General features: G+C 60.0%; 27 protein-coding genes. 8 read left to right on the top strand and 19 right to left on the bottom strand.

Going from position 1 to position 25,859, the window contains the following annotated elements; genetic code table 11:
- Nucleotides 1–24: 24 nt before the first annotated feature.
- The gene (locus L8K08_RS02960; protein WP_242194236.1) at nt 25–624 is read right to left on the bottom strand and encodes a short chain dehydrogenase; all 600 of its coding nucleotides are present in this window, start codon (nt 622–624) and stop codon (nt 25–27) included.
- 103 nt (nt 625–727) lie between these two features.
- Between L8K08_RS02960 and L8K08_RS02955 the strand changes: the two genes are divergently transcribed.
- Nucleotides 728–1,642: a LysR family transcriptional regulator gene (locus L8K08_RS02955; protein WP_242194233.1), complete on the top strand. Its 915-nt coding sequence runs from the start codon at nt 728–730 to the stop codon at nt 1,640–1,642.
- Here L8K08_RS02955 and L8K08_RS02950 read toward each other — a convergent pair.
- The 9 genes from L8K08_RS02950 to L8K08_RS02910 form a co-directional block, all read right to left on the bottom strand.
- Complete coding sequence (locus L8K08_RS02950; protein WP_145161998.1) at nt 1,633–2,118, bottom strand: DoxX family protein; 486 nt, start codon at nt 2,116–2,118, stop codon at nt 1,633–1,635. The two genes, L8K08_RS02955 and L8K08_RS02950, sit on opposite strands and share 10 nt — an antisense overlap.
- On the bottom strand, nt 2,115–2,891 hold the full coding sequence (locus tag L8K08_RS02945; protein ID WP_242194230.1) for a DNA-binding domain-containing protein: 777 nt from the start codon (nt 2,889–2,891) through the stop codon (nt 2,115–2,117). The genes L8K08_RS02950 and L8K08_RS02945 overlap by 4 nt, the downstream gene beginning before the upstream one ends.
- Nucleotides 2,888–3,766 (bottom strand): DUF692 domain-containing protein, encoded by an 879-nt coding sequence (locus L8K08_RS02940; RefSeq protein WP_242194227.1) that lies wholly within the window; start codon nt 3,764–3,766, stop codon nt 2,888–2,890. Before L8K08_RS02940 ends, L8K08_RS02945 begins: the two co-directional genes overlap by 4 nt.
- A gap of 23 nt (nt 3,767–3,789) precedes the next feature.
- On the bottom strand, nt 3,790–4,089 hold the full coding sequence (locus tag L8K08_RS02935; protein WP_145162006.1) for a DUF2282 domain-containing protein: 300 nt from the start codon (nt 4,087–4,089) through the stop codon (nt 3,790–3,792).
- Between the two features lie 260 nt (nt 4,090–4,349).
- Nucleotides 4,350–5,051: an ABC transporter ATP-binding protein gene (locus L8K08_RS02930; protein ID WP_010212366.1), complete on the bottom strand. Its 702-nt coding sequence runs from the start codon at nt 5,049–5,051 to the stop codon at nt 4,350–4,352.
- Nucleotide 5,052: 1 nt separating this feature from the next.
- On the bottom strand, nt 5,053–5,820 hold the full coding sequence (livG, locus tag L8K08_RS02925) for a high-affinity branched-chain amino acid ABC transporter ATP-binding protein LivG (RefSeq protein WP_242194225.1): 768 nt from the start codon (nt 5,818–5,820) through the stop codon (nt 5,053–5,055).
- Entirely contained in the window at nt 5,817–7,070 is a 1,254-nt protein-coding gene (locus L8K08_RS02920; protein ID WP_064451210.1) for a high-affinity branched-chain amino acid ABC transporter permease LivM, read from the bottom strand. The genes livG and L8K08_RS02920 overlap by 4 nt, the downstream gene beginning before the upstream one ends.
- On the bottom strand, nt 7,067–7,990 hold the full coding sequence (gene livH, locus L8K08_RS02915) for a high-affinity branched-chain amino acid ABC transporter permease LivH (protein WP_106577104.1): 924 nt from the start codon (nt 7,988–7,990) through the stop codon (nt 7,067–7,069). The genes L8K08_RS02920 and livH overlap by 4 nt, the downstream gene beginning before the upstream one ends.
- Nucleotides 7,991–8,217: 227 nt before the next feature.
- Nucleotides 8,218–9,345: a branched-chain amino acid ABC transporter substrate-binding protein gene (locus L8K08_RS02910; protein ID WP_145162009.1), complete on the bottom strand. Its 1,128-nt coding sequence runs from the start codon at nt 9,343–9,345 to the stop codon at nt 8,218–8,220.
- A gap of 138 nt (nt 9,346–9,483) precedes the next feature.
- On the opposite strand from L8K08_RS02910, the gene L8K08_RS02905 reads away from it, so the two are divergent.
- Both L8K08_RS02905 and L8K08_RS02900 read left to right on the top strand, forming a co-directional pair.
- Entirely contained in the window at nt 9,484–9,690 is a 207-nt protein-coding gene (locus tag L8K08_RS02905; protein ID WP_242194223.1) for a hypothetical protein, read from the top strand.
- Nucleotides 9,687–9,989 (top strand): DUF2288 domain-containing protein, encoded by a 303-nt coding sequence (locus L8K08_RS02900; protein ID WP_017530446.1) that lies wholly within the window; start codon nt 9,687–9,689, stop codon nt 9,987–9,989. The genes L8K08_RS02905 and L8K08_RS02900 overlap by 4 nt, the downstream gene beginning before the upstream one ends.
- A gap of 436 nt (nt 9,990–10,425) precedes the next feature.
- Here the strand turns inward: L8K08_RS02900 and L8K08_RS02895 are convergent, their stop codons facing one another.
- Together L8K08_RS02895 and L8K08_RS02890 are read right to left on the bottom strand one after the other, a co-directional pair.
- A complete protein-coding gene (locus L8K08_RS02895) occupies nt 10,426–12,690 on the bottom strand; it encodes a bifunctional diguanylate cyclase/phosphodiesterase (protein ID WP_242194221.1) in 2,265 nt (754 codons plus the stop codon).
- A gap of 139 nt (nt 12,691–12,829) precedes the next feature.
- On the bottom strand, nt 12,830–13,195 hold the full coding sequence (locus L8K08_RS02890) for a YkgJ family cysteine cluster protein (protein ID WP_242194219.1): 366 nt from the start codon (nt 13,193–13,195) through the stop codon (nt 12,830–12,832).
- 251 nt (nt 13,196–13,446) lie between these two features.
- Here L8K08_RS02890 and L8K08_RS02885 point away from each other — a divergent pair, with 251 nt between their 5' ends.
- On the top strand, nt 13,447–14,793 hold the full coding sequence (locus L8K08_RS02885) for an MFS transporter (RefSeq protein WP_242194217.1): 1,347 nt from the start codon (nt 13,447–13,449) through the stop codon (nt 14,791–14,793).
- 150 nt (nt 14,794–14,943) lie between these two features.
- Here the strand turns inward: L8K08_RS02885 and rapA are convergent, their stop codons facing one another.
- Nucleotides 14,944–17,790 (bottom strand): RNA polymerase-associated protein RapA, encoded by a 2,847-nt coding sequence (rapA, locus tag L8K08_RS02880; RefSeq protein ID WP_145162022.1) that lies wholly within the window; start codon nt 17,788–17,790, stop codon nt 14,944–14,946.
- A gap of 219 nt (nt 17,791–18,009) precedes the next feature.
- On the opposite strand from rapA, the gene L8K08_RS02875 reads away from it, so the two are divergent.
- Complete coding sequence (locus L8K08_RS02875) at nt 18,010–18,351, top strand: aspartate-semialdehyde dehydrogenase (RefSeq protein WP_145162025.1); 342 nt, start codon at nt 18,010–18,012, stop codon at nt 18,349–18,351.
- Here the strand turns inward: L8K08_RS02875 and L8K08_RS02870 are convergent.
- From L8K08_RS02870 to L8K08_RS02860, 3 genes are all read right to left on the bottom strand, one after another.
- A complete protein-coding gene (locus L8K08_RS02870; protein ID WP_242194215.1) occupies nt 18,348–19,529 on the bottom strand; it encodes an aminotransferase class V-fold PLP-dependent enzyme in 1,182 nt (393 codons plus the stop codon). The two genes, L8K08_RS02875 and L8K08_RS02870, sit on opposite strands and share 4 nt — an antisense overlap.
- Nucleotides 19,526–19,996 carry a RidA family protein gene (locus L8K08_RS02865; protein WP_242194213.1) on the bottom strand — a complete coding sequence of 157 codons (471 nt, stop codon included), beginning with the start codon at nt 19,994–19,996 and terminating at the stop codon, nt 19,526–19,528. Before L8K08_RS02865 ends, L8K08_RS02870 begins: the two co-directional genes overlap by 4 nt.
- A gap of 91 nt (nt 19,997–20,087) precedes the next feature.
- Entirely contained in the window at nt 20,088–20,960 is an 873-nt protein-coding gene (locus L8K08_RS02860; protein ID WP_242194209.1) for a LysR substrate-binding domain-containing protein, read from the bottom strand.
- 100 nt (nt 20,961–21,060) lie between these two features.
- Between L8K08_RS02860 and L8K08_RS02855 the strand changes: the two genes are divergently transcribed.
- Together L8K08_RS02855 and ccoM are read left to right on the top strand one after the other, a co-directional pair.
- A complete protein-coding gene (locus L8K08_RS02855; RefSeq protein ID WP_145162038.1) occupies nt 21,061–21,255 on the top strand; it encodes a hypothetical protein in 195 nt (64 codons plus the stop codon).
- A gap of 143 nt (nt 21,256–21,398) precedes the next feature.
- On the top strand, nt 21,399–21,515 hold the full coding sequence (gene ccoM / locus L8K08_RS30240) for a cytochrome c oxidase subunit CcoM (protein ID WP_017137226.1): 117 nt from the start codon (nt 21,399–21,401) through the stop codon (nt 21,513–21,515).
- Between the two features lie 930 nt (nt 21,516–22,445).
- On the opposite strand, the gene L8K08_RS02850 is transcribed toward ccoM, so the two are convergent.
- The 3 genes from L8K08_RS02850 to L8K08_RS02840 form a co-directional block, all read right to left on the bottom strand.
- Nucleotides 22,446–23,921, bottom strand: coding sequence for an inorganic phosphate transporter (locus tag L8K08_RS02850; RefSeq protein WP_200623568.1), 1,476 nt, complete (start codon nt 23,919–23,921; stop codon nt 22,446–22,448).
- Between the two features lie 322 nt (nt 23,922–24,243).
- Entirely contained in the window at nt 24,244–24,444 is a 201-nt protein-coding gene (locus L8K08_RS02845) for a hypothetical protein (RefSeq protein WP_057701255.1), read from the bottom strand.
- 292 nt (nt 24,445–24,736) lie between these two features.
- Entirely contained in the window at nt 24,737–25,024 is a 288-nt protein-coding gene (locus tag L8K08_RS02840) for a hypothetical protein (RefSeq protein ID WP_145162730.1), read from the bottom strand.
- Between L8K08_RS02840 and pcaR the strand changes: the two genes are divergently transcribed.
- Nucleotides 25,013–25,855 (top strand): pca regulon transcriptional regulator PcaR, encoded by an 843-nt coding sequence (gene pcaR / locus L8K08_RS02835; RefSeq protein ID WP_145162733.1) that lies wholly within the window; start codon nt 25,013–25,015, stop codon nt 25,853–25,855. The genes L8K08_RS02840 and pcaR overlap by 12 nt on opposite strands.
- Nucleotides 25,856–25,859 lie beyond the last annotated feature (4 nt).

Raw genomic sequence — 25,859 nt, 5'->3', positions numbered from 1 at the left:
AGGCAAATCTGACAGACGCCGGATTCAGCCGACGATAAACGTCTGGCCGGTCTGCAAGCCTTCTACGCTTTTGGCGTAGGCCAGTGCCACGTCGGCACCCGGAGCCGGTTTGTAACCGCGGAAATACGGGGCATAGCTGCCCATGGCTTCCAGCAGGACCGTCGGGCTCACGGCGTTGACGCGCAGGCCGCGTGGCAATTCGATCGCCGCGGCTTTGACGAAGGCGTCAATTGCGCCATTGACCAATGCGGCCGAGGCGCCGGTACGGATCGGGTCACGGTTGAGGATGCCGCTGGTGAAAGTGAACGAGGCGCCGTCGTTGGCATATTCGCGGCCGATCAGCAGCAGGTTGACCTGGCCCATCAGCTTGTCGCGCAGGCCCAGTTCAAAATCGCTTTCGCTCATTTCACCCAGCGCCACGAAATTCACGCTACCGGCCGCGCAGATCAGGGCATCGAACTTGCCGGTCTGCTCAAACAGCTTGCGGATCGACGCGCTGTCACTGATATCCACTTGGAAATCGCCGCGTGTGCGACCGATGCTGATCACTTCGTGACGCTGAACCAGTTCTGCCTTGACTGCCGAGCCGACCGTGCCGCTGGCGCCAATCAATAGAATTTTCATCGTGCTGTTCCTCCACGGGTAAGTGAAGGTTCAGTCTAGTGTGGCTTTTCAGGTGGATAAACGTGCTAATAGGCAACCTTTGGTTTTCAAATGGAAACAATCCATGAGCGAGATGGATGACCTGGCGGCCTTTGCCGTTCTGATCGAAGCCGGCAGTTTCACCCTGGCGGCCGAGCAACTGGGGTGCAGCAAGGGCCAGTTGTCCAAGCGTATCAGCCAGTTGGAGGCGCAGTTTTGCGTGGTGTTGCTGCACCGCACCACCCGCAAGCTCAGCCTGACCGCAGCCGGTGCAGCGCTGTTGCCCCAGGCTCAGGCGCTGGTGGTCCAAGTGGAACGCGCCCGTCAGGCATTGGCGCGGCTCAAGGACGATTTGGCCGGGCCAGTGCGTATGACGGTTCCGGTGTCGTTGGGAGAAACCTTCTTCGATGGCTTGCTGCTGGAGTTCTCCAAGCAGTACCCCCAAGTGCAGATCGAACTGGAATTGAACAATAACTACCGAGACCTGGCGCGGGATGGGTTTGACTTGGGCGTGCGTTCCGGCGCCACCGAACATGAGCGCCTGGTGGCCAAACCGCTGCTGGCCTGGCATGAAATGACCTGCGCCAGCCCGGCCTACCTGGAGCAACACGGCGAGCCGCTGACCCCGGCAGACCTGGCGACGCACACCTGCCTGCTCAACAGCCACTACAGCGGGCGTGAAGAATGGCTGTATCACCAGCAGCACGAACTGCTGCGAGTACGGGTCAGTGGCACCTTTGCCTCCAACCATTACAACCTGTTGAAGAAGGCCGCACTGGTTGGCGCCGGGATCGCCCGCCTGCCGTCCTACGTGTTACCCGCGGAACTGGCTGACGGGAGATTGCGCTGGCTCCTGCGCGATTATCAGACGCGGAGCATGCCGATGTACCTGGTTCACCCTTATCAGGGTGGTTTGCCGCGTCGCACCCAGGTGCTGGCTGATTACCTGGTGGATTGGTTTAAGCGCGGCGGCGAGGCCCTGGACCGTCTTCAGCGGTAGCGGCGTGCAATCAAATGGTCGATGGACAGGCAGCCCGGGCCCTTGGCGACCAACAGCAGCAGCACGGTGATCCAGGTGCCGTGGGTCGGGTAGGCGTCCGGATAAACGAAGAGTTGAATGGTCAAGGTCATGCCGATCAGGGCCAGGGCCGAGAACCGCGTGGCAAAGCCCACCAGGATCAGCACCGGGAAGAAATGCTCGGCAAACGCCGCCATGTGCGCGGCGACTTCCGGTGACAGCAAGGGCACGTGGTATTCACTGCGAAACAGCGGCAGTGTGGACGCCGCAAGACGCGGCTCGCCGAATTGGAACGTGCCGCTGATCAAGTCGATGGCAAAGCCCTCGACCTTGGTCTGCCCTGATTTCCAGAACACCGCGGCAATGGAAAATCGTGCGAGAAAGGCGATCAGGCTGTAGGGGATTTTCTCGAACAGTGCGATGACCCGATTGACCAGACTCGAAGGGAATGTGTTCATGGCAAGACCTTTTGTTCCAGGTGCAAATGAGTGATGGCGTCGTGGCTGATCAACAGGGCCAGGCATTGGTTCAGGTCGAACTGCGCCGACGCTTCAAGCGCGTGCTGCACCGCCGTCTCCAGTGCCGCGCCGTGATTCAGGCTGTCGATGAACGCGACCGAGCCGCTGTCGATGGCGAATACCTTGACCGCCAAGCCTTGGCGTAACACCAGCGCGCTTTGGGCGTGCCAGGGATTCAGAGTGGCCAGGCCACCTTCGGTCTGGTGCGCAGCCCAAACGGCCACCACCGCATAAGCGCTATTCAGGGTGGCCAGGGATGGATGCAGGTGCAGGCGCAGGTTGCCCAGGACTGTCTGGCCTTGCAGCGTTTGGAGAATGGCTTGCTGGTCCAGCGGCTGGGTATCTGCCGCGTGGTAGGCGCAAACCCGCAAGCGCTCGAGCCTTGTGACGTCAGCCAGGTAGGGCACGCTGGCCGCCGGCTCAAAGGCCTGAATAAACCCTGCGAACGCGCTGCCGTACTCGCTCATCAGCGGGCTGGTGGGCGGGCATGCCTGTACAAACAGGCCGGCCATGGCGCGAAAAAACTCATCGCCGACCAACTGCAAGGTCACCGGGTAAGCGGTCGCCAACGCGTTGATCAACGCGCTGTGGACATTGTTGCGATACACCGCAAAACGGCTGGCCGGGTCGGCGCCATTGCGGCTGAACAAGCCGTCGGGGCACGCCAGGTCGGGATCGATCAAGGCGTCGGCAAACGCAGCGTGATGGCTCATACGTTCACCTGCGACAGATGCCAGTCGGCGTGTTGAGCTTCGGCATGCAGCACACTGAACGCAGGCACCTGGTTATCCCGCTCGATCAGCGTGGCCATTGGGCCCGTGCGCGTGAGTACCTGTTCGTATAACTGCCATACCGCGTTATCGATGGGCGCGCCATGGTCGTCGATCAACAGGCGATCGCCCAGGCTGTCAGTGTCTTCGGCAAAACCCGCCAGATGTATCTCCCCAACGGCGTGTAATGGCAGCGCGTCGATGTAGGAAAGCGGCTCGCGCTGGTGATTGATGCACGACACATAAACGTTGTTGACGTCCAGCAGCAGGCCGCAGCCCGTGCGGCGGATAACCTCGCTGATGAAGTCCGTTTCGTCCAGGGTGGAGCGCTCGAATTGCAGATAGGTCGATGGATTTTCCAGCAGCATCGGCCGCTTGAGCGTGCTTTGCACCTGATCGATGTGCTCGCACACCCGGTTCAGTGTGGCGGCGTCGTAGGCCAGGGGCAGCAAGTCATTGAGAAACACCGGGCCGTGGCTCGACCAGGCCAGGTGTTCGGAAAACGAGTGGGGTTGATAGCGTTCGATCAGCAAGGCCAACCGTGCCAGGTGCTCACGGTTGAGCGGGCCTTCGCCGCCGATGGACAGGCCCACGCCGTGCAGTGACAGCGGGTACTGCTCGCGGATCAACCCCAGGTAATGATGGAACGGCCCGCCGGCCACCATGTAGTTTTCGGCGTGCACTTCAAAAAAACCGATATCGGGCGAGGTATCGAGCACTTCAATAAAGTGCTCGTTCTTCAGCCCCAGCCCGGCCCGATAGGGGAGGCCGGGCACCTGAGCCGGTGAGACCGTGTGTTGGGGTAAAAGCGTCATCATCAGTACTCAGGCTGCGGGCTGTTTCAGGACTTGGCGGTGAAGGCGGCTGCCTGGCCGAAACCGGTCGGCGAGGTGGAGCTTGGGGTTTTAGCGCAAGTGCCGGCCGGGACCAGTTTCCAGGCATTGGCCTGGTCTTTGACTTTCGAGGTGCCGGCGCAGGAAGTGCCGGCGCCCGCAGCGCAATCGTTCTTGCCGGCTTCAGCGACGCCGAAGCATTTGTCCATCTTGGCGTCGTCGGCGTGGGCCATGTTGGACATTGCGGACAGGCTCAGAGCAGAGCCGAGGGCCAGGATCAGGGTAGCGGCGGACAGTTTAGTGGTCATGGTGTAACTCCTGCGGTGGGTTGAGGTAGCGAGCTTGATTGCCTGCTTACTCCACTAGAGGCGGCAGGGCGAATTTCGTTACAAGTCCGACGACAATAATTTCAAGAAACGCAAAATTTAAGCGTCACACAAAGCAAATGTGGGAGCGGGCTTGCTCGCGAATGCAGGGCGTCAGTCGATAGAAACTTAACTGAGACACCGCATTCGCGAGCAAGCCCGCTCCCACATTTAGATCCAGTTCATACAGCAACCGGATGGTATTAGCCCCCGAGGTAAGCCTCCCGTACCTTCGGATCCGTGAGCAACTGCTCACCTGTGCCCTGCATCACCACCCGGCCGTTTTCCAGCACGTAGGCGCGGTCGGCGATTTTCAGCGCCTGGTTGGCGTTTTGCTCGACCAGGAACACCGTTACACCGTCCTTGCGCAGCTGTTCGATGATGTCGAAGATCTGCTGGATGATGATCGGGGCCAGGCCCAGGGACGGTTCGTCCAACAGCAACAGCTTGGGCTTGCTCATCAGCGCACGGCCAATGGCGAGCATTTGCTGCTCGCCGCCGGACATGGTGCCGCCGCGCTGGCTGAAGCGTTCCTTGAGCCTGGGGAACAGGTGCAACACCTTGTCCATCTGCTCCTGGTAGTCGCCCTTGTCGGTGAAGAACCCGCCCATGGCCAGGTTCTCCTCGACGGTCAGGCGCGAGAACACGCGGCGGCCTTCGGGCACCACTGCAATGCTCTTGCGCATGATCTGCGAGGACTGTTGCCCCACCAGCTCTTCACCCATGTAGCGGATGCTGCCGCTGTGGGCCTGCGGCGAACCGCACAAAGTCATCAGCAAGGTGGATTTGCCGGCGCCGTTGGCACCGATCAGCGTGACGATTTCACCTTGGCGCACTTCCACGTTGACGCTGTGCAGGGCCTGGATCTTGCCGTAAAAAGTGGAAACGTTTTCGAATTGCAGCATTTTACGCTTCCCCCAAATAGGCTTTGATCACTTCAGGATTGTCGCGGATCTGTTCCGGTGTCCCGTCGGCCAGCGGCGTGCCCTGGTTGATCACCACGATGTGGTCGGAAATGCTCATGACCAGTTTCATGTCGTGTTCGATCAACAGCACAGTGGCGTTGTTTTCCTCACGCAACACGCTGATCAGCGCCTTGAGGTCCTCGGTTTCCTTGGGGTTCAGGCCGGCAGCCGGTTCGTCGAGCATGAGGATCCGCGGGCGGGTCATCATGCAGCGGGCGATTTCCAGGCGACGTTGCTGACCGTAGGCCAGGGTGCCGGCAGGGCGGTTGGCGAACTCGGTGAGGTTGACCTTGTCCAGCCAGTACTCGGCGTATTCCATGGCCTCGCGCTCGCTCTTGCGAAACGCCGGGGTCTTGAACAGGCCAGCAAAGAAGTTGGTGTTCAAGTGACGGTGCTGGGCAATCAACAGGTTCTCGACCGCCGTCATGTCCTTGAACAACCGCACGTTCTGGAAGGTGCGCACCACGCCCTTGCGGGCGATCTCGTGGCCGGCCAGGCCCTGGATCGGCTGGCCGTCCAGCAGGATGCTGCCACCGCTCGGTTTGTAGAAGCCGGTGAGGCAGTTGAACACCGTGGTTTTGCCGGCGCCGTTGGGGCCGATCAGCGCCACCACCTGTTTCTCTTTCACGGTCAGGGCCACGCCGTTGACCGCCAGCAAACCGCCGAAGCGCATGCTCAAGTTGTCGACTTTCAGGATCTCGCGGCTCATTTGCGCAGCTCCATGTGTGGGCGTTGCATCGGCAGCAGACCTTGGGGACGCCAAATCATCATCAGCACCATCATGGCGCCGAACATCAACATGCGGTATTCGCTGAACTCTCGCATCATCTCCGGCAGCAGGATCATTACGATAGCCGCCAGGATCACGCCCAGCTGCGAGCCCATGCCACCCAGTACGACGATGGCGAGGATGATCGCCGACTCGATAAAGGTGAACGACTCCGGGGTCACCAGGCCTTGGCGCGCCGCGAAGAAGCTGCCGGCGAAACCGGCGAATGTTGCCCCGAGGGTGAAGGCCGAAAGTTTGATGACGGTCGGGTTCATGCCCAGTGCACGGCAGGCGATCTCATCTTCGCGCAACGCTTCCCACGCCCGCCCGATCGGCATGCGCAGCAGACGGTTGATCACGAACAGTGCCGCCAGTGCCAGCAACAACGCCACCAGGTACAGGAACACCACTTTGCTCACCGGGTTGTAGTCGATCCCGAAGTACTCGTGGAAAGTCTGCATGCCCTCGGCGGCGGTGCGGTCGAACGACAGCCCGAAGAACGTCGGCTTGGGGATGCTGCTGATGCCGTTGGGGCCGCCGGTGATATCGGTGAGGTTACGCAGGAACAGTCGGATGATTTCACCGAAGCCCAGGGTCACGATTGCCAGGTAGTCACCACGCAGGCGCAGCACCGGGAAGCCCAGCAGGAAGCCGAACGTGGCCGCCGCCATACCCGCCAGCGGCAGGCAGATCCAGAAGCCCCAGCCCAGGTAATGCGAGAGCAACGCGTAGGTGTAGGCACCCACGGCGTAGAAGCCCACATACCCCAGGTCGAGCAAACCGGCCAGGCCTACCACGATGTTCAGGCCCAGGCCCAGCAACACGTAGATCAGGATCAGCGTCGCGATATCCACCGCGCCGCGTGAGCCGAAGAACGGCCAGATCAACGCGGCCACGATCAGGCCGATGATGATGTAGCGCTGGGTGCGCGGCAGGGTCAGGAACTGGCTGACCTTGGGTGATACCAATGGCCCACGGTTGCCCTTGAACAACGCACCGACCTGCTGGGTGAACAGCACGCGCAGGAACATCAGCACCGAGCACAGGGCGATGATGGTCAGGGTGACGGGACCGGTGCCATGCACTTCCAGGTTGATGCCGACAATGCTCAGCTTGAGGCCGAGTACCGGAAAGGCCACGGCCCATACCAGCAAGGCGCTGAAAAACGCCGATTTAAGATATCTGCTCATACTTTCTCAACCTCCGGACGGCCCAGAATGCCGGTCGGACGGAACAACAGCACCAGAACCAACAGGCCGAACGCCACCACATCCTTGTATTGGTCGCCGAAAATATCGGCACCAAAGGCTTCAGCCACGCCCAGCACCAGACCGCCGAGCATGGCGCCCGGAATACTGCCGATGCCGCCCAGAACCGCCGCGGTAAAGGCCTTGAGGCCTACCAGGAAACCGGCGTTGGGGTTGATCACGCCGTACTGCATGCTCAGCAGCACCGCCGCGACGGCCGCCAGCGCAGCACCGATGACGAAGGTCAAGGCAATGATGTTGTTGGTGTTGATGCCCAGCAGGTTGGCCATCTTGATGTCTTCGGCGCAGGCCCGGCAGGCGCGCCCCAGACGGGAGCGGGAAATGAACAGCGTCAGGCCCAGCATCGCCACCAGCGTGACGACGAACACCAGGATCTGCATGTAGGAAATCAGCACTTCTTGTGCGCCACCTGGGCCGAAGGAGATGCTCCCCGGAATCAGGTTGGGAATGGACTTGTCCTTGGAGTCCTGGGACAGCAATACAGTGTTCTGCAGGAATATCGACATGCCGATGGCGGAAATCAGCGGGATCAAACGGTTGCTGCCACGCAAGGGACGATAGGCAACCCGCTCGATGCTGTAGCCGTAGGCACTGGTTACAACAATCGACGCGATAAACGCGGCGGTCATCAACAGCGGCAGGGAGTGGATACCCATCATGGCCAGCCCGGCAAGGGCGATGAAGGCCACGTAGGAACCAATCATGTACACCTCGCCATGGGCGAAGTTGATCATTCCAATGATGCCGTAAACCATTGTGTAGCCAATGGCTATCAAGGCATAGGTGCTGCCAATGGTCAGGCCATTAACCAGCTGTTGGAAAAAATGATAGATCTCAGGCATTACAGCGCTCCTAAAAACCCGATACGCATTTCACTGGTGGAGTCATGTTCCGGCCCTGCGCTGTGTTCTATGAGCACATTTGCACAAAGCGTTTGCCAGCGAACCGCTGGTGACGGTTTTAAGATTTTCAGGTGAGCCAGCGCCCGGATCGCGGGTGACAGGCCCATAAACCTCGTAAAACAAAGCCCACTGCTCTCACAGTGGGCTTGTTGACCAGTACGCCTGGCTTACTGAGGGGAAACTTCGGTTTTTGGTTTACCGAAGTGCCATTGGTAGACCACGAACTTGAAGTCCTTCAGGTCGCCCTTGGCGTCAAAGCTCAGATCGCCGGTAGGGGTCTTGAAAGTGCCTGCGTGGATGGCAGCTGCCACCTTGGCGGTGTCTTCGCTCTTCGCGGCAGCGATACCGCCGGCGATGACTTCAACCGCAGAGTAAGCCGGGAACACGAACGGACCGGTTGGGTCCTGTTTGTTCTTGGCGAACTCTTCAACAATGGCTTTGTTGGCAGGGTCGGTGTCGAAGGATTTAGGCAGGGTTACCAGCAGGCCTTCGGAAGCGTCCTGGGCAATTTGCGAGATGGAGTCGTTGCCGACGCCTTCCGGGCCCATGAACTTGGCGTTCAGGCCTTTTTCCTTGGCTTGGCGCAGGATCAGGCCCAGCTCTGGGTGGTAGCCGCCGTAGTAGACGAAGTCGACGTTGGCTTGCTTGAGCTTCTGGATGATCGAGGAGAAGTCTTTATCGCCGGCGTTCAGGCCTTCGAAGACAGCGACTTTCACGCCTTTCTTCTCAAGGGTCTGTTTAACAGCAGTCGCGATGCCTTCACCGTATTGCTGTTTGTCGTGCAGTACGGCAACCACCTTTGGCTTCACGAAGTCGGCGATGTAGTTGCCGGCTGCCGGGCCCTGGGCGCTGTCCAGGCCGATGGTACGGAATACCAGTTTATAACCACGGGCGGTGATTTCCGGGCTGGTAGCCGCCGGAGTGATCATGATCACGCCTTCGTCTTCGTAGATGTCGGTTGCTGGCTGAGTGGAGCTGGAGCAAAGGTGACCGACCACGAACTTGACGCCGTCGTTGACCACTTTGTTGGCTACGGCAACGGCTTGTTTCGGATCGCAAGCGTCGTCGTATTCTTTGGCTTCAAGCATTTTGCCGTCGACGCCGCCCTTGGCGTTGATGTCGGCGATTGCCTGCTTGGCACCCATGAATTGCATGTCGCCGTATTGCGTCACAGGGCCGGTTTTTGGACCTGCGATACCGATCTTGATGGTGTCGGCTGCGAACGAATGGCCGGCAACCCCAGCCAGGACCATAGCGGCAAACAGTTTGGAAATCTGCTTAGTAGCCTTATTCATAGTGCTCCACTCTTACTGTTGTATTTTTTATAGTTCTAGCGGCCTTGTGAGCTGCAGAACCGGATCAGATATCTCGGATATCCCCCCGGCATTGCCCTGGCAACTGTACCGGTACAGTGTAGAGCGCCGGTTGATCGCTTGAAAAGCTGGCTGCTGGGGGCAAACGCCGGGGGTGTCGCTTTAACGAAAGAAAAAGACAGAATTGCGGCGGGGTGCTGCCAGAGTTTCGGGCAATCCTTGGCTTTCCTGACACTTTCGTTCGGTGCCTCATTTGCAACTGGGTTTTTCTGCCTGACGCCTGACGCTATGATTGCGCCGATTTTTTATTCAGGTGAATTCCCATGACGCAAGAACCTAGCACCCTCTATGCCAAGCTGCTCGGTGAAACCGCCGAAATTTCCTGGAAGGAGCTCGAGCCGTTCTTTGCCAAGGGTGCCCTATTGTGGGTCGACGCCGGCCTGGATTTGATCGAAGCCGCCGAGGGGATGGCCGAGGATAACCGCGACAAAGTCGCCGCGTGGCTGGCTGCAGGGAGCCTTGGCGAGGTGTCTGCGACGCGGGCATTGGACCTGGTCGAGAGAGATCCAAGCCTGTGGGCGGTGGTGGTTTCGCCGTGGATTCTGATCCAGGAAAGGGCGGCGTAAGAAACGGATGCGCTAAAAAGGTGCACTGCTCGGTCCCCTGCAAGTGTGTAGCGGAGTAACCGCCGGCGCCGTGATGGCATCTTGCCGTAGAGAAAGGTCACAGGTGAGGGTGACGTGCGCGTCACGGGAACAGTTGTGCGCGGGGCCGAAGGCTCAAGGAATTGTTTCTGGGTGTGGCAAAGATGACGGTCTGACGTGACTGGCAGACCGCTATCGCAGGCAAGCCAGCTCCCACATTTGACATGCGTTCCAAGTGTGGGAGCTGGCTTGCCTGCGATAGCCGCAACTCGGTCTAAGCCGTCTTGCCAGTATGGTTATTCAACGAAATAACCTTGGTATTCCCCATCCGATGAGCAACACCACGTGGACGCTGATGAACCGCTCGTTCGTCGGCCTTCTTCAGGCAAATGATGGCTAAATGCCGAAATATTCGGCGTTAACGAATTGGCCTGACAATCGAAGGTGGGCCGATACGGCCTGTGACAAGGTCTTTGGGCGGCGTGGTGTCTTTGCTGCCTTCCACGCTGAAAGGGTAGAGCGGGTTACGCATCTGGATGCCCTGGATCACGCCGACCACATCGCTCAAAGGCACCGCTGGGCTCAGCAGGTAGCCCTGAATGAAGTCACATCCATGGTTGAGCAGCAGTTCGAATTGCGCCTGGGTTTCCACGCCTTCGGTGACAACGTGCAGGTGCAGCGTGTGAGCCATGCCGATAATCGCCTGGACGATCTCGATATCGGCAGTCGATTTGGGAATGTCCTGGATAAAGGAACGGTCGATCTTCAGCGTGTTGAGCGGCAGGCGCTTGAGATAAGCCAGTGACGAGTAGCCAGTGCCGAAGTCATCAATTGCCAGCGACACGCCCAGTGCTCGGATTTGCCGCAACAGCGCGAGCGTGCTGCTGATGTTGCCCATCAGGGCGTTTTCGGTGACTTCCAACTCCAGGCGTCCGGCGGCGATGCCGGCGAAGCGCAGGGCGTCTTCGATTTCATCCGCCAGTTCGTCACGCGCCAGGTTGAGGGCCGAGCAGTTCACGGCCATGGTCAGTTCGGTATAGCCGCGGTCAGACAGCAGGCTCAAATCGTGGCACGCCTGGCGTAATACCCAGTGGTCCAGTTCGGCAATCAGCCCGTTGCTTTCGGCAATGGCGATAAACCGGTCCGGCGCCAGCAGCCCGTGTTGCGGGTGTTGCCAGCGCACCAGGGCTTCCAGGCGGGTAACCTTGCCGAGTTTCATGTCGAAGATCGGCTGGTAAAACAGGACCAGCTGGTTGCGCGTGCGCAGGGCGGCGCGCAGCTCTTCTTCCAGTTGCAGTTCGAGGAACGCGCGGGTTTTGAGGTTAGAACTGAAAAAGTTCAGGCTGTTGCGCCCGGTGTCTTTGGACTGGTAAAGCGCCAGGTCGGCGGTTTTCAGCAGCTCCTCACAGGTCAGGCCGTCATCGGGGAACAGGCTGATGCCGATGCTGGTGGTCATCACCATGCGCCGGCCGGCCAGCTCGATCGGCTCTTTCATCTTCTGCATGATGCGCTGCGCCATATGCCGCGCTTCGTCGCGATGGTGAATGCTGATGAGAATGCAGAACTCATCGCCGCCAAAGCGCGCGACCACATCGTCATGGCTGCGCACCGACCCTTTGATATGCCCGGCCAACACGGTGAGTAACTGGTCGCCGGCATCATGCCCAAGGCTGTCGTTGATGCGCTTGAAGTGGTCGATATCGAGGAAAATCACCGCCATCATGCCGTGGCTTGCAGTTTTTTCGGCGACTTTCTCCGCGAAAATCTGATTGAAACCGCGACGGTTGAGCAGGGTGGTCAGCGCATCAAAATGCGCGACCTGTTGCAGCGAGGCGCGGGCCTGGTCCAGTTCGCTGAGCAGCGCGTTGACCCGGCGCAGGTCGCGTTCCTTGTGCTGCAGTTTTTTGTCGGCCAGTGCTGCACTGACGCTGCTGCCGATCACCAACAGGGTGATCACGGCCACGGACAGGCCAAGCTGGATGGGGTTGTTGTCCAGTGGCAACGCGAGGTCCGCACCGTTGGGCACCATCATTTGCATGGCAGCCATGCCGGTGAAGTGCATGCTCAGGATGCCGGCGCCCAGCACCAGGCTGGCGGCGTATTTGAGCAATTGATGGAACACCCCGGTGCCGTTGCGCAGGTAGCACGACAGCAGCAACGCGGCCAGGCTGGCGCCAATGGCGATGCCCACCGACGCCAAAAACAGCCCCGAGTCGAAGTACACCTGGGCCTGGGAGCGCATGGCCGACATGCCGACGTAGTGCATCAAGGCAATGCCCAGTCCCATCCATACCGATGCCAGCAGGTATTGGTGAAAGCGCAAATGAGCGTGACTGAGGGTTTGCATGGCAAACAACGAGGCAATCAGGGCGATCACCAGCGAGGCGAACGTCATGAGCAGTTCGTAATGAATGGCAATAGGTGCCTGAAAGGCCAGCATGCTGATGAAGTGAGTCGACCAGATGCCGCCTGCCAGGCATCCCGCCCCCAGCCAGCGCCAGTGGCGGCGGGCAGTAGGGTCTTCCACGTGGCCGACGCGCTCGGCCATGTCCAAGGTTCCGAACCCTGCTGCACAAGCGACCAAGTACGCCAGCAGCACCAGAAAGGGGTTATGACTGCAATTGAGTAATAAATGCCCGTTATCTGGAAGCTCGGTAAAAAAATACATACCTCGCCATTCCATAGCATGTCCCGTCAAAGTCAGTACGTCATTGCCTACAGCAATGGCTTATGACCTCGAGTATAGAAGCCTTGCGGGATTTGCCAGGAATAATGGCACTTTGCTCTGAATGATTTTGGCATGCTCGCCATAGCGTTTGCTGCTAAGCGCTGATCGGCAGGTCGAACTCGAAAGGCGCCTCGAGGGGCGGCAAGCCAAAGGCGGCGCGTGCCGTGTCGCAATCGACGTTCTGTTCGCCCTGGCTCCACGACGCGTCGAACTCGCGACACGGGCTCGAACGCTGCTCATAGATCGTGCAACGGGTGCCTTTGCCGACTTCACCCTCAAGGCTGCAGCAACGCGCGGGTTTCTGGTCGGTGCCGATCATCGCCACGCGCGTGGGGTTGATCTGCACCACCAGGTCATCGGGCACGGTGCCCCCCGATGAGGCGCACTCACCCCAGAAGAAAGACACACGAAAGTGTGAACAGCAGGCACCGCAACTCAGACACGGACTGGCTTCGGACATGGGCGTCATCGATAAGAAAAGTAGGATGTGGGTGTTACGGAAGGCTCGCCATTCTATCCTTGGCGTTGCCGTTGGGAAGGGGGGCGTGAACTTATATTTTTGTAGGCGAAGTCCCGTGATACCGGGCGAAATCATGCCCTATCAGCTTTACGAATCATTACAGACAACCGGCACCTGCCTGACTATGTTGCAGGTACCGGGCAGGATGCATCGGGCATCGCAGCTCTCATAACAATAAAAGAGACGGACCCATGCAGAACTCGACCCAAGCGGCGAATGCCTGGCGCATTCTGTTCCTGCTGTTCCTGGCCAACCTGTTCAATTTCTTCGACCGCACCATCCCCGCGATCATCATCGAACCCATTCGTATGGAATGGCACCTGAGCGACTTTCAGCTCGGCATCATCGGCACCGCCTTCACCATCGTCTACGCCATTGCCGGTTTGCCGCTGGGGCGCATGGCCGACACCGGTTCGCGCAGCAAACTGATGGGCTGGGGCTTGTTTGCCTGGAGCGGGCTGACCGCACTCAACGGCCTGGTCGGCAGTTTTTGGACCTTCCTGCTGGTGCGCATGGGCATTGGCATCGGCGAAGCCAGCTATGCGCCGGCGGCCAACTCGCTGATCGGCGACCTGTTTCCCGCTCACCGTCGCGCCCGCGCCATGGGTATTTTCATGCTGGGCCTGCCGTTGGGCCTGCTGCTGGCGTTCTTCACCATCGGCGCGATGGTCAAGGCGTTCGACAGTTGGCGCGCACCGTTCTTTATCGCCGCCGTGCCGGGGCTGATCCTCGCGGTGTTCATGTTCTATATCAAGGAACCCAAGCGCGGCGCGGCCGAAACCGTGCAGGTCTCGCAGGAGCGCGTCGATCGCCCGATCCGCCGCGTGCTGGCGGTGCCGACCTTCCTGTGGCTGGTGCTGGCCGGGCTGTGCTTCAACTTCGCCACCTATGCGTGCAACTCGTTTTTGGTGCCGATGTTGCAGCGCTATTTCCTGATGCCGTTGCAGGAGGCGGCGGTTGCCACTGGCGTAATCGTGGGCATCACCGGCCTGGTGGGCCTGACATTGGGCGGCTGGATTGCCGACAAGATCCATCAGCGAATCGCCAATGGCCGACTGTTGTTCGCCGCCTGCAGCTTGATCATTTCCACCGTCACCACCGCGTGGGCGTTGCACGCCGGACGCATCGAGATTGGTGTGTTTGTGGCGCTGTTCAGTGTGGGCTGGTTGTTCGCCTACAACTTCTATACCTGCGTGTACACCGCCATTCAGGACGTGGTTGAGCCGCGCCTGCGGGCCACGGCGATGGCGCTGTTCTTCGCCGGGTTGTACCTGTTGGGCGGCGGCATGGGGCCGATTGTGGTGGGCGGGCTGTCTGATCACTTTGCCCATTCGGCGATGTATGCCGATGGGGCGGCGCAGATGACCGAGGCTTATAAAGCGGTGGGGCTGCATGACGCCATGTACCTGATTCCGGTGGCGCTGTTTTTGACCCTGCTGTTTCTGTTTCAGGCGTCGCGCAGTTTTGTGCGCGATGCCAAGCGCATGAAGGATGGGTTGGGGGCGGCTGAGGTGCCGGCTGCGGCGGCTACCGATTGATACCGAGGTGACGCCATCGCGGGCAAGCCCGCTCCCACAGGGGAATGCATTCCAACTGTGGGAGTGGGCTTGCCCGCGATGAGGCCCTCAAGCCAAACAAAAAAAGGCCCGCATTACGCGGGCCTTCTTCTTAACAGGGCAGGGCGGTGATCAACCCGCCACCAGCACCCGAATCGCTTCCAGTCGCAGCGCCGCTTTGTCGAGCATGGCCAAACCTTGCTCGCGTTGCTGACGCAGGGCCACCAGCTCGCTGTCACGCACGGTCGGGTTGACCGCTTGCAACGCGGTCAGGCGCGCCAGCTCTTCGTCGGTGTCCGCCGCCAGGCGGCGCTTGGCCTCGGCCACTCGCTCGGCGTGGCGCGGGGTGATCTTCTCTTCACCGGCATTGATGCGCGGCGTGAGTTGGTCACGCTGAGCCTGCACGAACTTGTTGGCGCTGGCGCGTGGCACGCTTTCGAGCTGGTCGTTCAGGGTTTCAAACGACACGCGGCCGGACAGGTCATTGCCATTGGCGTCCAGCAGGCAGCGCAAGGCCGCCGGTGGCAAGTAGCGGCCCAGTTGCAAGGAGCGCGGCGCAACCACTTCACTCACGTACAGCAATTCGAGCAACACGGTGCCTGGCTTGAGCGCCTTGTTCTTGATCAGCGCCACGGCGGTGTTGCCCATCGAGCCGGACAGCACCAGGTCCATGCCGCCCTGCACCATCGGGTGTTCCCAGGTGATGAACTGCATGTCTTCGCGCGACAGCGCCTGGTTACGGTCGTAGGTGATGGTCACACCTTCGTCGTCGCCCAGCGGGAAGCTGGCGTCGAGCATTTTTTCGCTGGGCTTGAGGATCAGCGCGTTTTCCGAATGGTCTTCGCTGTCGATGCCAAAGGCGTCGAACAGGGTTTCCATGTAGATCGGCAGGGCGAACTGATCGTCTTGCTCAAGAATGTCTTCCACCAGTGCATCGCCTTCACCCGCGCCGCCGGAGTTGAGTTCCAGCAGGCGGTCACGACCGGTGTGCAGCTCTTGTTCCAGACGCTCGCGCTCGGCACGGGCCTCGTCGATCAGGGCTTGCCACTCGCCATCGTCGGCGTTTTCCAGCAACGGCAGCAGACGCGGGCCGAACTGATGTTGCAGGGCGTTGCCGGTCGGGCAGGTGTTGAGGAACGCGTTCAGCGCCTCGTGGTACCACTGGAACAGGCGCTCCTGCGGGCTGGTTTCCAGGTACGGCACGTGCAATTCGATCACGTGCTTCTGACCGATCCGGTCCAGACGCCCGATCCGCTGTTCCAGCAGGTCAGGGTGGGACGGCAGGTCGAACAGCACCAAGTGGTGGGAGAACTGGAAGTTGCGGCCTTCACTGCCGATTTCCGAGCAGATCAGCACCTGCGCGCCGAACTCTTCGTCGGCGAAGTAAGCGGCGGCGCGGTCACGCTCGAGGATGTTCATGCCCTCGTGGAACACCGTGGCCGGAATGCCGGAACGCACGCGCAGGGCGTCTTCCAGGTCCATGGCGGTTTCGGCATGGGCGCAGATCACCAGCACTTTGGTGCGCTTGAGCATTTTCAGCTGGTCGATCAGCCACTCCACGCGTGGGTCGAAGCGCCACCAGCGGTTTTCTTCATCCACGTCCGGCTGCGACTGGAAGCTGACTTCCGGGTACAGCTCGGCGTGTTCGCCCAGCGGCAACTCGAGGTATTCGTCCGGGTTCGGCAGCGGGTAGGCGTGCAGTTTGCGCTCCGGGAAACCTTGCACGGCAGCCCGGGTGTTACGGAACAGCACGCGGCCGGTGCCGTGGCGGTCAAGCAGCTCACGCACCAGGCGCGCACTGGCTTCGGTGTCGCCATCGTTGACGGCGGTGAGCAGCGCTTCACCTTCGTCGCCGAGGAAACCCTGGATGGTCTTGTGTGCGGTCGGCGACAGGCGGCCCTTGTCCAGCAGCTCCTGCACGGCTTCGGCCACCGGGCGATAGTTTTCGCTTTCGGCGCGGAAGGCGTGCAGGTCGTGGAAGCGGTTCGGGTCCAGCAGGCGCAGGCGCGCAAAGTGGCTGTCCTGGCCCAGTTGTTCCGGGGTGGCGGTCAGCAGCAGCACGCCAGGAATCACCTCGGCAAGTTGCTCGACCAGCGAATACTCCGGGCTGGCCTTGTCTTCATGCCAGACCAGGTGGTGGGCTTCGTCGACCACCAGCAAGTCCCAGCCGGCCGCGAACAGTGCGTCCTGGGCCTTCTCGTCGTCCACCAGCCATTCCAGGGCCACGAGGGCCAACTGGGTGTCTTCGAACGGGTTGGTGGCATCGCTTTCGATGAAGCGTTCTTCGTCGAACAGCGCAACCTGCAGGTTGAAGCGGCGGCGCATTTCCACCAGCCACTGGTGCTGCAGGTTTTCCGGTACCAGGATCAGCACCCGGCTGGCGCGGCCGGAAAGCAGCTGGCGATGGATCACCAGGCCGGCTTCGATGGTCTTGCCCAGGCCCACTTCGTCAGCCAGCAATACCCGCGGCGCGATACGGTCAGCGACTTCACGGGCGATGTGCAGTTGGTGAGCAATAGGTTGCGCACGCACGCCACCCAAGCCCCACAGCGAGGACTGCAGTTGGCGGCTGGTGTGTTCCAGGGTGTGGTAACGCAGCGAGAACCAGGCCAGCGGATCGATCTGGCCGGCGAACAGACGGTCGCTGGCCAGGCGGAACTGGATGAAGTTGGACAGTTGGGTTTCCGGCAGGGTGACCTGCTCGTTCTGCCCATTGAGGCCGTGGTAAACCAGCAGGCCATCGACGTCGTCGACTTCCTGTACGGTCATTTTCCAGCCTTCGAAATGGGTGATGGAATCACCCGGCGAAAACCTCACGCGAGTGAGGGGCGCATTCCGTAGCGCATACTGACGAGTGTCGCCAGTGGCCGGATAGAGCACGGTCAACAAGCGGCCGTCCTGTGCCAGAACGGTGCCTAACCCCAGCTCTGCTTCGCTGTCACTAATCCAGCGTTGCCCCGGTTGATACTGCTGCGCCATGCTGCCTGACTCCCGCCGTGAAAAAGCCGACTATCTTAACGGAACAAGGCCCTCAGCCAAAGGACTCTGACAAAAACTACTCCGTTAACGCGCGGGTTCGAAAGCTGGATCGACGGGTGGCGGGCACTTGCGAGTGTCGACTGGGTCACAGCTTGGCGAGCTTGAGCTCAAGTCGCCCTGCAACCCGCCGACAGCCTGTTGATCAGGAGAATAATTATTATGCTGCCACCCATGCTGCCCGTCAGCGTTGTGCCGGTCACGTCACAACTTGACCCGGTGCGTCAGAAGCCGGATATCCCGCCCGTGGTGCCAGTGCAAGCGGGCTCCAACGAAAGCACGATCGACCTGAAAAAGGGCGATGCCGAGCAGTCAACCTTGCTGCTGCGCGAGGAACAACGCCGCCAGCAGGAACAGCAGAAGCGCCGGCGTGAAGCCGACGAAGACCCCGAAGCACACCTGGCGATCCCCGGCGATGTGCTCAACGCCGACAACACCGTGCCAGTGGTGCCGCTGATCGAAGATGCGCCGCGCCAGGGTCTGTGGGTGGACGTCGAGGTTTAGTCACGCAATTCGCGTAGCGCGGTGATCAGCCGTTCAATGTCATGTTCGGTGTTGAGCGGGCTGACCGACACCCGCGCAACGCTCGTCAGCCCTCGCGCCTGCATGTCCAGCGGTGTGTAGGCCACACCATTTGCGCCGATGTTGATTCGTTTCAACCCCAGGCGGCGTTTGAGTTCGAAGGCGTCCCAGCCTGCGAGGTTGAAAGCGATCAGTCCTGAGTGCGCCGTGCCCAGGTCGTGCAGGGAAACCCCCGGCAGCTGACGCAATGCTTCACGGATTCGCTCACTGAGTTGTAAGACCCTTTCCCACGTGTGCTCCACTCCCCGTCGATTCACCTCCTGCAACGCATTGCCCAAGCCAGCCAACAAGGCAAAAGACACCTCGCTGGTTTCAAAACGCCGGGCGTCATCGCGCAGGTCGAAGCCTTCGGCGGTCCAGGGTGCGGAAAACACATCGCGCTGGGCGGGGTTGAGCTGCGAGAGAAAATCCGGTCGCACATACAGTAACGCCGTGCCGCGGGGCCCACGCAGGTGTTTGCGGCCGGCCGACTTGAGCACATCGCAGTGCAGCGCCTGCACATCCACCGGCAGTTGGCCGACCGCTTGGCCGGCGTCGATGAAATAGGGAATGGCGTGGCGCCTGGCCACTGCGCCGATCGCCTGGGCAGGGTTGATCAGGCCGCCGTTGGCCGGCAACCAGGTCAAGTCGATCAGCTTGACCCTGGCATCAATCATCGACTCCAGCGCCACTGGGCAGACTGCGCCGGTTTCATCGCAGGGAATGACTTCTATCCGTGCGCCGGCTTGCACCGCCTGTTGCATGCTCGCCAGGTTGCCGCCCCATTCGTGGCGACCGACCAGAATGCGCTCGCCAGGTTGCCATGGGCCCAAGGCCTGGAAGGCCATGCTCCAGGCGCTTGAGCCGCTGCTGGCAAACGCGATCGACGAGGTCGGCGCATTGAGCAATTGCGCGGCTGCGCGCCGGGCTTTTTCTACCAGCACTTCACCCTGCTCGCCGGCCTCCATCGGGCCGTCGCGGGCTTCGCGTTGCAACTGGTCGATGATTGCGTCCAGCGTGGCCTGGCTGGGCAGCGAGGCACCCGCGTGGTTAAAGTGCACGATGCCCGACTGGCAGCCGGGTGTTGCGTCGCGCAGCTGCTGAACTTCGAGCGGGCTCACGGCTGCAACTCGAAAATCGCATCAACCTCCACCGCCACGCCGGCCGGCAGGCTGGACACCCCGACGGCAGTCCGCACATGCCGGCCTTTGTCACCCAGGGCGTTGACCACCAGGTTCGATGCGCCGTTGGCGACCACGCTTTGGCGCTGGAAGTCGCCGCTGCTGGCAATGAACACACCCAGGCGCAGAATGCGCACCACGCGCGACAGGTCATCACCGACGGCATCGCTCAATTGCCCCAACAGGCCCAGCGCCGCCAACTCTGCCGCCTGGGCGCCTTCTTCATCGCTGAGGGTTTCGCCTAACCGGCCGATGTAGGCGGGTTTGCCATCGATCATGGGAATTTGCCCAGAGATAAACAGCTGGTTCTGGCTGATCACATGGCTGATGTAGTTGGCCGCCGGCTGGCTGGGCGTTGGCAGCGTCAGGCCAAGGGCTTGCACGCGTTGGTGAAGGGAGTCGCGCATGTTGAATCCTCTAGGGGCAAGAAGGTTTCAGCATGTTGGCTGAGCTGTCGGGCGACAAACGGATAGATCTCACCTGACGTATCGAAAAAACTCACGCGTCGCGGCAGGCGTCCTTCAACCATTGGCTGAAACATTCGGCCGCGTCGCTGGCGGGGCCTTGGGGCGCGATCAGCCAGTAGCCGATTTCGCTGTGATAGGGCGGCCAGTCGAAGGCTTCCACCAGGCTGCCGTCCTGCAGCTTGCGCTCGATCAAACGGTGCCGGCCCATGGCGATGCCTTGGCCGGCCACAGCCGCTTCGACCACGATGTTGTAGTCGTGCAGCATCACGCGGGGGTGGTGCTCGAGGTCGACGTGATAATGCGCGGACCAATCCGTCCATTCGAAGGGCCGGTGCGAGGTGGCCATCAATAACGCGCCGTTGTGCAGTGGGCCGGCCTTGAAGGCCGGGCTGCACACTGGTGAGATCACTTCGGGCATCAGGCGGGTGGCTTGTACGTCCGGCCAATCGCCTTTGCCATAGCGGATGGCCAGATCCACTTCGGCCGCAGCGACGTTGGCCAATTGAATCGCCGGCAGCAACTCGACCTGGATATGCGGGTAACGGTTGAGAAAACCAGCCAGGCGTGGGGCCAGCCACAGGGTGGCGAAGGATGCCAGCAGGCCGACGCGTAGCACCGTGGCAGTGGGCGCTGTTTTTTGGCTGCGCGTGGCGGCGGCGATGGCGTCGAGGGCGGGGCGGATTTCGGCGTAGTAACGTTGGCCGTCGGCGGTCAGGTCAATCGCGCGGGTGCGTCGGATAAACAGCGGTTTGCCCAAATGCTGTTCGAGTTTGTGCACCTGGTGGCTCAAGGCACTTTGGGTGACCGACAGCTCGTTCGCCGCCTTGATGAAACTCAAGTGCCGCGCGACGGCTTCGAAGGCGCGCAGGGCCAGCAGCGGCGGAAGGTCCTTGTGCAGTGCCACCTGAGTGCGCCTCCGGGGTCGAGTGGAAAGGGCCGATTTTGGGCGAAGCCCTGTATTTTGTCGCCCGCTGATTTGCCGTTGGGCGGGGGAGGCCGCATTATTGAGCCATTCCCGCCACGACGTAAGCCAAGCCATGAGTGATGACGACAAGCTGATTGACCTGAATGCCGAACGCGCCAAACGCGTGCATGACCTTAATGACAAGCGCCTGAATGAAGTGCGCCAGGCGTTTGAGCAAGCGATGCCACTTGGCAAAGTTAAGAAAAAGTCGAAGAACAAGCCGAAAAAACGTTGAAACAACCTGCATCTGTTGATGCAGGTCAGTTATTGCCCTTCTTTACGCCCCGTTGCGGGCGACATTGATCCCCGTCAATTTTCCAATCCGCCTTCTCCATTAACTTAGCCCTATCGCAACAGGGCACGTGCAGGAGGCCGGTCATGTTTTTCGATAATGTGGTGTTTGCCGGAGTGTTGACTGTCAGCCTCATGGTGTTGTTTTTTGTAGGGTTTGGAATTTTTATCTGGAAGGACGCTAATAAGCGTAAAGAACCGTAAGTTCTTCTGGGTTATATGAGCACGCAAGGCATTTTGGGCGACTTCGGTCGCCCTTTTTTTTGGCTGCGGTTTTAGGGTGTATATCCGTTGCTGCGGTCAACCCTGCGTTCTGCCGGCGTGGTTAACGGGGCCTGTCAGATCAAGATCAAAAGCAGAGCGCGGCGGCCTAGTAGCCGACCTGAGTGGTATAAGCAAAAGCGGATCAAAGCATAGCAACACACCTCTATCTGATGCACTGAGCTCCAAATGTGGGAGCGGGCTTGCTCGCGAATGCGGTGTGTCAGTCAGCTCATATGTCACTGGCACACCGCCTTCGCGAGCAAGCCCGCTCCCACAAGTTGACCGAGTTCAGCTGCCAGCATCGCACTGCTTTTGCTTTTCTGTGGGAGCTGGCTTGCCTGCGATGCAGACAACTCGGTGCATCAGTGACACCCAGTAGATGCCATCGCAGGCAAGCCAGCTCCCACATTTGATTGAGTTCAGGTTCCAGAATCAGGTCGGCTGTCAGGCCGCCTCGCTTTCGCTTTTGATCTAACCACTCAGGTCGGCTACTAGGCCGCCGTGCTGTAGATCTTGATCTTGATCTTAGGCGCCCCGTTAAACCACGCTGGCCTCACGCAGGTTTTGGAGCGTGGGTAAACCGGCAGGACGCCGGTTTAGCCGTGTTGGGCCATGGATGGCCCATCGCGGCGGCCCACGCTCCAAAGCCTGCGTGAGGGCACACCGAGCCTAAGCGAGGTGCCGAGTGGTGGGGCAAGAGCCTTTTGGTTACTTTTGGGCTCTTTTCAAAAGTGACCCGCCGTAACGGCGGAACCCATTGCAGCCCTCACCGCAGCAACGGATATACACACTAAACCCCAGCCCAAAAAAAAGGCGCGACCCCCATCAGAGATCGCGCCTTCTTTATATCAGCCGCAGCCTAGCAGCCTATCAACTACCCAACGCCTTGGACGCCAACCAGAACAACCCGGCCGACAAGCCCACCGTCGCTGGCAAGGTCAACACCCAAGCCATCAGAATGGTCTTCACCGTACCACCCTGCAGGCCGCTTTTATTGGCGACCATGGTCCCGGCAACACCGGACGACAACACGTGGGTAGTCGAAACCGGCAGGCTAAAGATGTTGGCCAGGCCAATCATGCTCGCCGTGGTGATCTGCGCCGACATGCCCTGGGCATACGTCATGCCCTGCTTGCCGATCTTCTCGCCGATGGTCAGCACCACACGCTTCCAACCCACCATAGTGCCCAGGCCCAAAGCCAGTGCCACTGCCAGGATCACCCAGAACGGCGCGTACTCGGTCGTGGCCGTCAGGTCTTTACGAAGCTTGTCCAGATCGGACTTCTCACGCGCATCCAGGCCCGGCAGCTTGCCGACTTTCTTCGCGGTGTCGTCCAGGCACAGCAGGTAGCGGCGCACTTCGATACGGTGCTCGGAGGTCAGCGAGTGGTAGTCCGAGACACCCTTCAAGGTGTCCATCAGCGCGCTGATGGTGGGCTCGGTCTGCTGCGGGTTGCACTGGAACTTGCCCGGCAGGTCATCCTTCACGCTTTTGCCCAGCGCCAGAAACTCGCCGAGGGTGGCGTTGTTACGCTGGTAGAACTGGCTCAAGTGCACGGTGGCGTCACGGGTGCGCTCGATCTGGTAAGTGGTGCTGCCCAAGTCGAGTACGAACTGCGCCGGCACGATACCGATCAGCACCAGCATGATCAGGCCGATACCTTTCTGACCATCGTTGGAGCCGTGCACAAAGCTCACGGCCATCGCGGAAATCACCAGCACCAGGCGGTTCCAGAACGGCGGGTGTTTCTTGTCGTCAAGCTTGCGGCGCTGGTCCGGGGTCTTGTGCATCTTCGACAGCGGGCGCCACCATTTCAGGCCGAGCAGCACCAGGGCTGCGACCAGGAAACCGGCCATCGGCGAGAACACCAGAGACGCGCCGATATCGATCGCTTTCTGCCAGTTCACACCATCAGCCAACGGGATATCGTTGATCAGGGCATTGGCCAGGCCGACACCCAGGATCGAGCCGATCAGGGTGTGGGAACTGGAGGCCGGGATACCGAAGTACCAGGTGCCCAGGTTCCAGGTAATCGCCGCTGCCAGCAAGGAGAAGACCATAGCCAGACCATGGCCGGTGTTCACATTGATCAGCAACTCCACCGGCAGCAAGTGCACGATGGCGTACGCGACACCGACACCACCGAGCAACACGCCGAGGAAGTTGAACACCCCGGAGAAGAACACGGCCAGGTGCGGCGGCATGGCTTTGGTATAGATGACTGTGGCCACCGCGTTAGCAGTGTCATGAAAGCCATTGATGAACTCGAAGGCGAGGACAAAGGCCAGGGCGAGCAATAGGCTCACTAGAACCCACGCATCCAGTCCGCTGAATAAATCGATCATGAAGGTTTTCTGACCCGGTCGTAAGGGGGCGCGATTATGCCAGAAAACCTCAGTAATCGATGCACTAGCTGCTCATCGGTAACAATCTTCATTGAAAAAAAACCGGGCAGAGGTGCGCATCCCAGGGTTTTCGGGGCTTTGGCAAGTCTTTGATTTATAAAGCTGGAGGTCGAAAAGGAAGGTTTTTTTGACCGAATTGTCACATTTGAAACATTTGTACGAAATTTCGTTCAAGGCTGTAGGAGCCTGATTAAATCAGGTTGCCCGCCGCTGGCAATGCGCCAGCGGCGGTGGCAAAATCTTGAAGCTCAAATCCAAGTGCTTATGGCTCTTCGGTTTTGAGTTCCTGTTCAATCTTTTGGATTTCCTGGGCAAATGCCTGATCGAGCAAACTGGCTCGTTTGCGCCAGGGCTTGCGCTCGGGCTCAGGCTGGGCGGCGTAAGTGGTGATTTCCCCGCCGTAAACGTCCTTGTAACGTTGCTCCTGGCGCTCAAGTTCCGCGCGCAGTTCGTCTTTCGTCACAGTGTTACCTAAATGAGTTGAGTGTATTGAATGTGCAGCGCCGCGCTTGAAAGTCGTCCTCGGGCTGTTTCAAGTTGAACAGGCGAACTGTTCAAGTTTGAAAGAAGCACAAGGGGCAAACGTTTAAGCGGATACGTGTGACCGGCGATGCTCGAACGCTGCAAAGCCTGGCGAGCTCCAATCCCGATTATTGTTACCGGGCCGACCTCTGCACAGGTTGCATTATAGCGACGTATTTGAATAACACTATCGTCGTGAAGTTAAAAAGCGTCAACGTTGCGTGAGGGTTTTGTTACATACAGGTGTCAGTCTTTTCGAAAAAACCGTGTCGACGTTCTGCACTTTTATAAATGGCGGATGATTGCTCAAACTTAAGCGATCCCTTCGGCACATCCGTGAAGTGTGCTGGTTCGTTGAGCGCCATTGCACGGCCGAAAAATTGCGATAATCGCATGATCGTCCGATAATCGCCCAAAGTTACTGACCCCGCCTTGTGCATTCTGGCCAGCGCGGCTTGTAATAGCGGCCAACCCTCCCAGCGGTTGAAAATAAGAGAAAGGACCCTGAAATGAACGATCAATTGCGCAACTCCTTCGCGTCAGTGGCGCCGCCGATCGTGGCGTCCCCGGCCAAGCGCATCCAGGCGTTTACCGGTGATCCGGACTTCATGACTTCCCTGGCCCGTGGCCTGGCCGTGGTGCAGGCCTTCCAGGAGCGCAAGCGCCACCTGACCATCGCCCAGATCAGCCACCGCACCGAAATTCCCCGCGCCGCCGTGCGCCGTTGCCTGCACACGTTGATCAAGCTCGGCTACGCCACCACCGACGGGCGTACCTATTCACTGTTGCCCAAAGTCCTGACCCTAGGGCACGCCTATTTATCCTCTACGCCACTGGCGGTGTCGGCTCAGCCTTACCTCGATCGCATGAGCGAGCAACTGCATGAAGCCTGCAACATGGCGACGCTGGAGGGCGACGACATCCTTTATATCGCCCGTTCCGCCACCACCCAGCGCCTGATTTCCGTGGACTTGTCGGTGGGCGGGCGCTTGCCGGCGTACTGCACGTCCATGGGCCGCATCCTGCTCGCGGCACTCGACGATGCTTCGCTGCAGGACTACCTCGACCACGCCGACCTGCAAACCAAGACCAGCCGCACCCTGACCACGCCCGACGCCTTGTTCGAGTGCTTGCAGCAAGTACGCCAGCAGGGCTGGTGCATTGTCGACCAGGAGTTGGAGCAGGGCCTGCGTTCCATCGCCGTGCCGGTGTACGACGCGTCCGGCCAAGTGCTGGCCGCGCTCAACGTGAGTACCCACGCCGGTCGGGTCAGCCGCAGCGAGCTGGAGCAGCGTTTCCTGCCCAGCATGCTCAGCGCCAGCCGTGAGCTGAGTGCGCAACTGTTTGCCTAAGTGT

This window comes from Pseudomonas sp. TREG-RG-20F-10-E-6-01 (genome assembly GCF_022662455.1).
In the GTDB taxonomy this organism is placed as follows: Bacteria; Pseudomonadota; Gammaproteobacteria; order Pseudomonadales; family Pseudomonadaceae; genus Aquipseudomonas.
Note: the sequence above shows the minus strand (reverse complement) of the source record. Positions and strands in the feature narration are given on the sequence as shown.

Bases quoted from the DNA above. Each gene is read 5' to 3' on its own strand.
- L8K08_RS02960 (WP_242194236.1), bottom strand. From the start codon at position 624: ATGAAAATTCTATTGATTGGCGCCAGCGGCACGGTCGGCTCGGCAGTC.
- L8K08_RS02955 (WP_242194233.1), top strand. From the start codon at position 728: ATGAGCGAGATGGATGACCTGGCGGCCTTTGCCGTTCTGATCGAAGCC.
- L8K08_RS02950 (WP_145161998.1), bottom strand. From the start codon at position 2,118: ATGAACACATTCCCTTCGAGTCTGGTCAATCGGGTCATCGCACTGTTC.
- L8K08_RS02945 (WP_242194230.1), bottom strand. From the start codon at position 2,891: ATGAGCCATCACGCTGCGTTTGCCGACGCCTTGATCGATCCCGACCTG.
- L8K08_RS02940 (WP_242194227.1), bottom strand. From the start codon at position 3,766: ATGATGACGCTTTTACCCCAACACACGGTCTCACCGGCTCAGGTGCCC.
- L8K08_RS02935 (WP_145162006.1), bottom strand. From the start codon at position 4,089: ATGACCACTAAACTGTCCGCCGCTACCCTGATCCTGGCCCTCGGCTCT.
- L8K08_RS02930 (WP_010212366.1), bottom strand. From the start codon at position 5,051: ATGCTGCAATTCGAAAACGTTTCCACTTTTTACGGCAAGATCCAGGCC.
- livG (WP_242194225.1), bottom strand. From the start codon at position 5,820: ATGAGCCGCGAGATCCTGAAAGTCGACAACTTGAGCATGCGCTTCGGC.
- L8K08_RS02920 (WP_064451210.1), bottom strand. From the start codon at position 7,070: ATGAGCAGATATCTTAAATCGGCGTTTTTCAGCGCCTTGCTGGTATGG.
- livH (WP_106577104.1), bottom strand. From the start codon at position 7,990: ATGCCTGAGATCTATCATTTTTTCCAACAGCTGGTTAATGGCCTGACC.
- L8K08_RS02910 (WP_145162009.1), bottom strand. From the start codon at position 9,345: ATGAATAAGGCTACTAAGCAGATTTCCAAACTGTTTGCCGCTATGGTC.
- L8K08_RS02900 (WP_017530446.1), top strand. From the start codon at position 9,687: ATGACGCAAGAACCTAGCACCCTCTATGCCAAGCTGCTCGGTGAAACC.
- L8K08_RS02895 (WP_242194221.1), bottom strand. From the start codon at position 12,690: ATGGAATGGCGAGGTATGTATTTTTTTACCGAGCTTCCAGATAACGGG.
- L8K08_RS02890 (WP_242194219.1), bottom strand. From the start codon at position 13,195: ATGTCCGAAGCCAGTCCGTGTCTGAGTTGCGGTGCCTGCTGTTCACAC.
- L8K08_RS02885 (WP_242194217.1), top strand. From the start codon at position 13,447: ATGCAGAACTCGACCCAAGCGGCGAATGCCTGGCGCATTCTGTTCCTG.
- rapA (WP_145162022.1), bottom strand. From the start codon at position 17,790: ATGGCGCAGCAGTATCAACCGGGGCAACGCTGGATTAGTGACAGCGAA.
- L8K08_RS02875 (WP_145162025.1), top strand. From the start codon at position 18,010: ATGCTGCCACCCATGCTGCCCGTCAGCGTTGTGCCGGTCACGTCACAA.
- L8K08_RS02865 (WP_242194213.1), bottom strand. From the start codon at position 19,996: ATGCGCGACTCCCTTCACCAACGCGTGCAAGCCCTTGGCCTGACGCTG.
- ccoM (WP_017137226.1), top strand. From the start codon at position 21,399: ATGTTTTTCGATAATGTGGTGTTTGCCGGAGTGTTGACTGTCAGCCTC.
- L8K08_RS02850 (WP_200623568.1), bottom strand. From the start codon at position 23,921: ATGATCGATTTATTCAGCGGACTGGATGCGTGGGTTCTAGTGAGCCTA.
- pcaR (WP_145162733.1), top strand. From the start codon at position 25,013: ATGAACGATCAATTGCGCAACTCCTTCGCGTCAGTGGCGCCGCCGATC.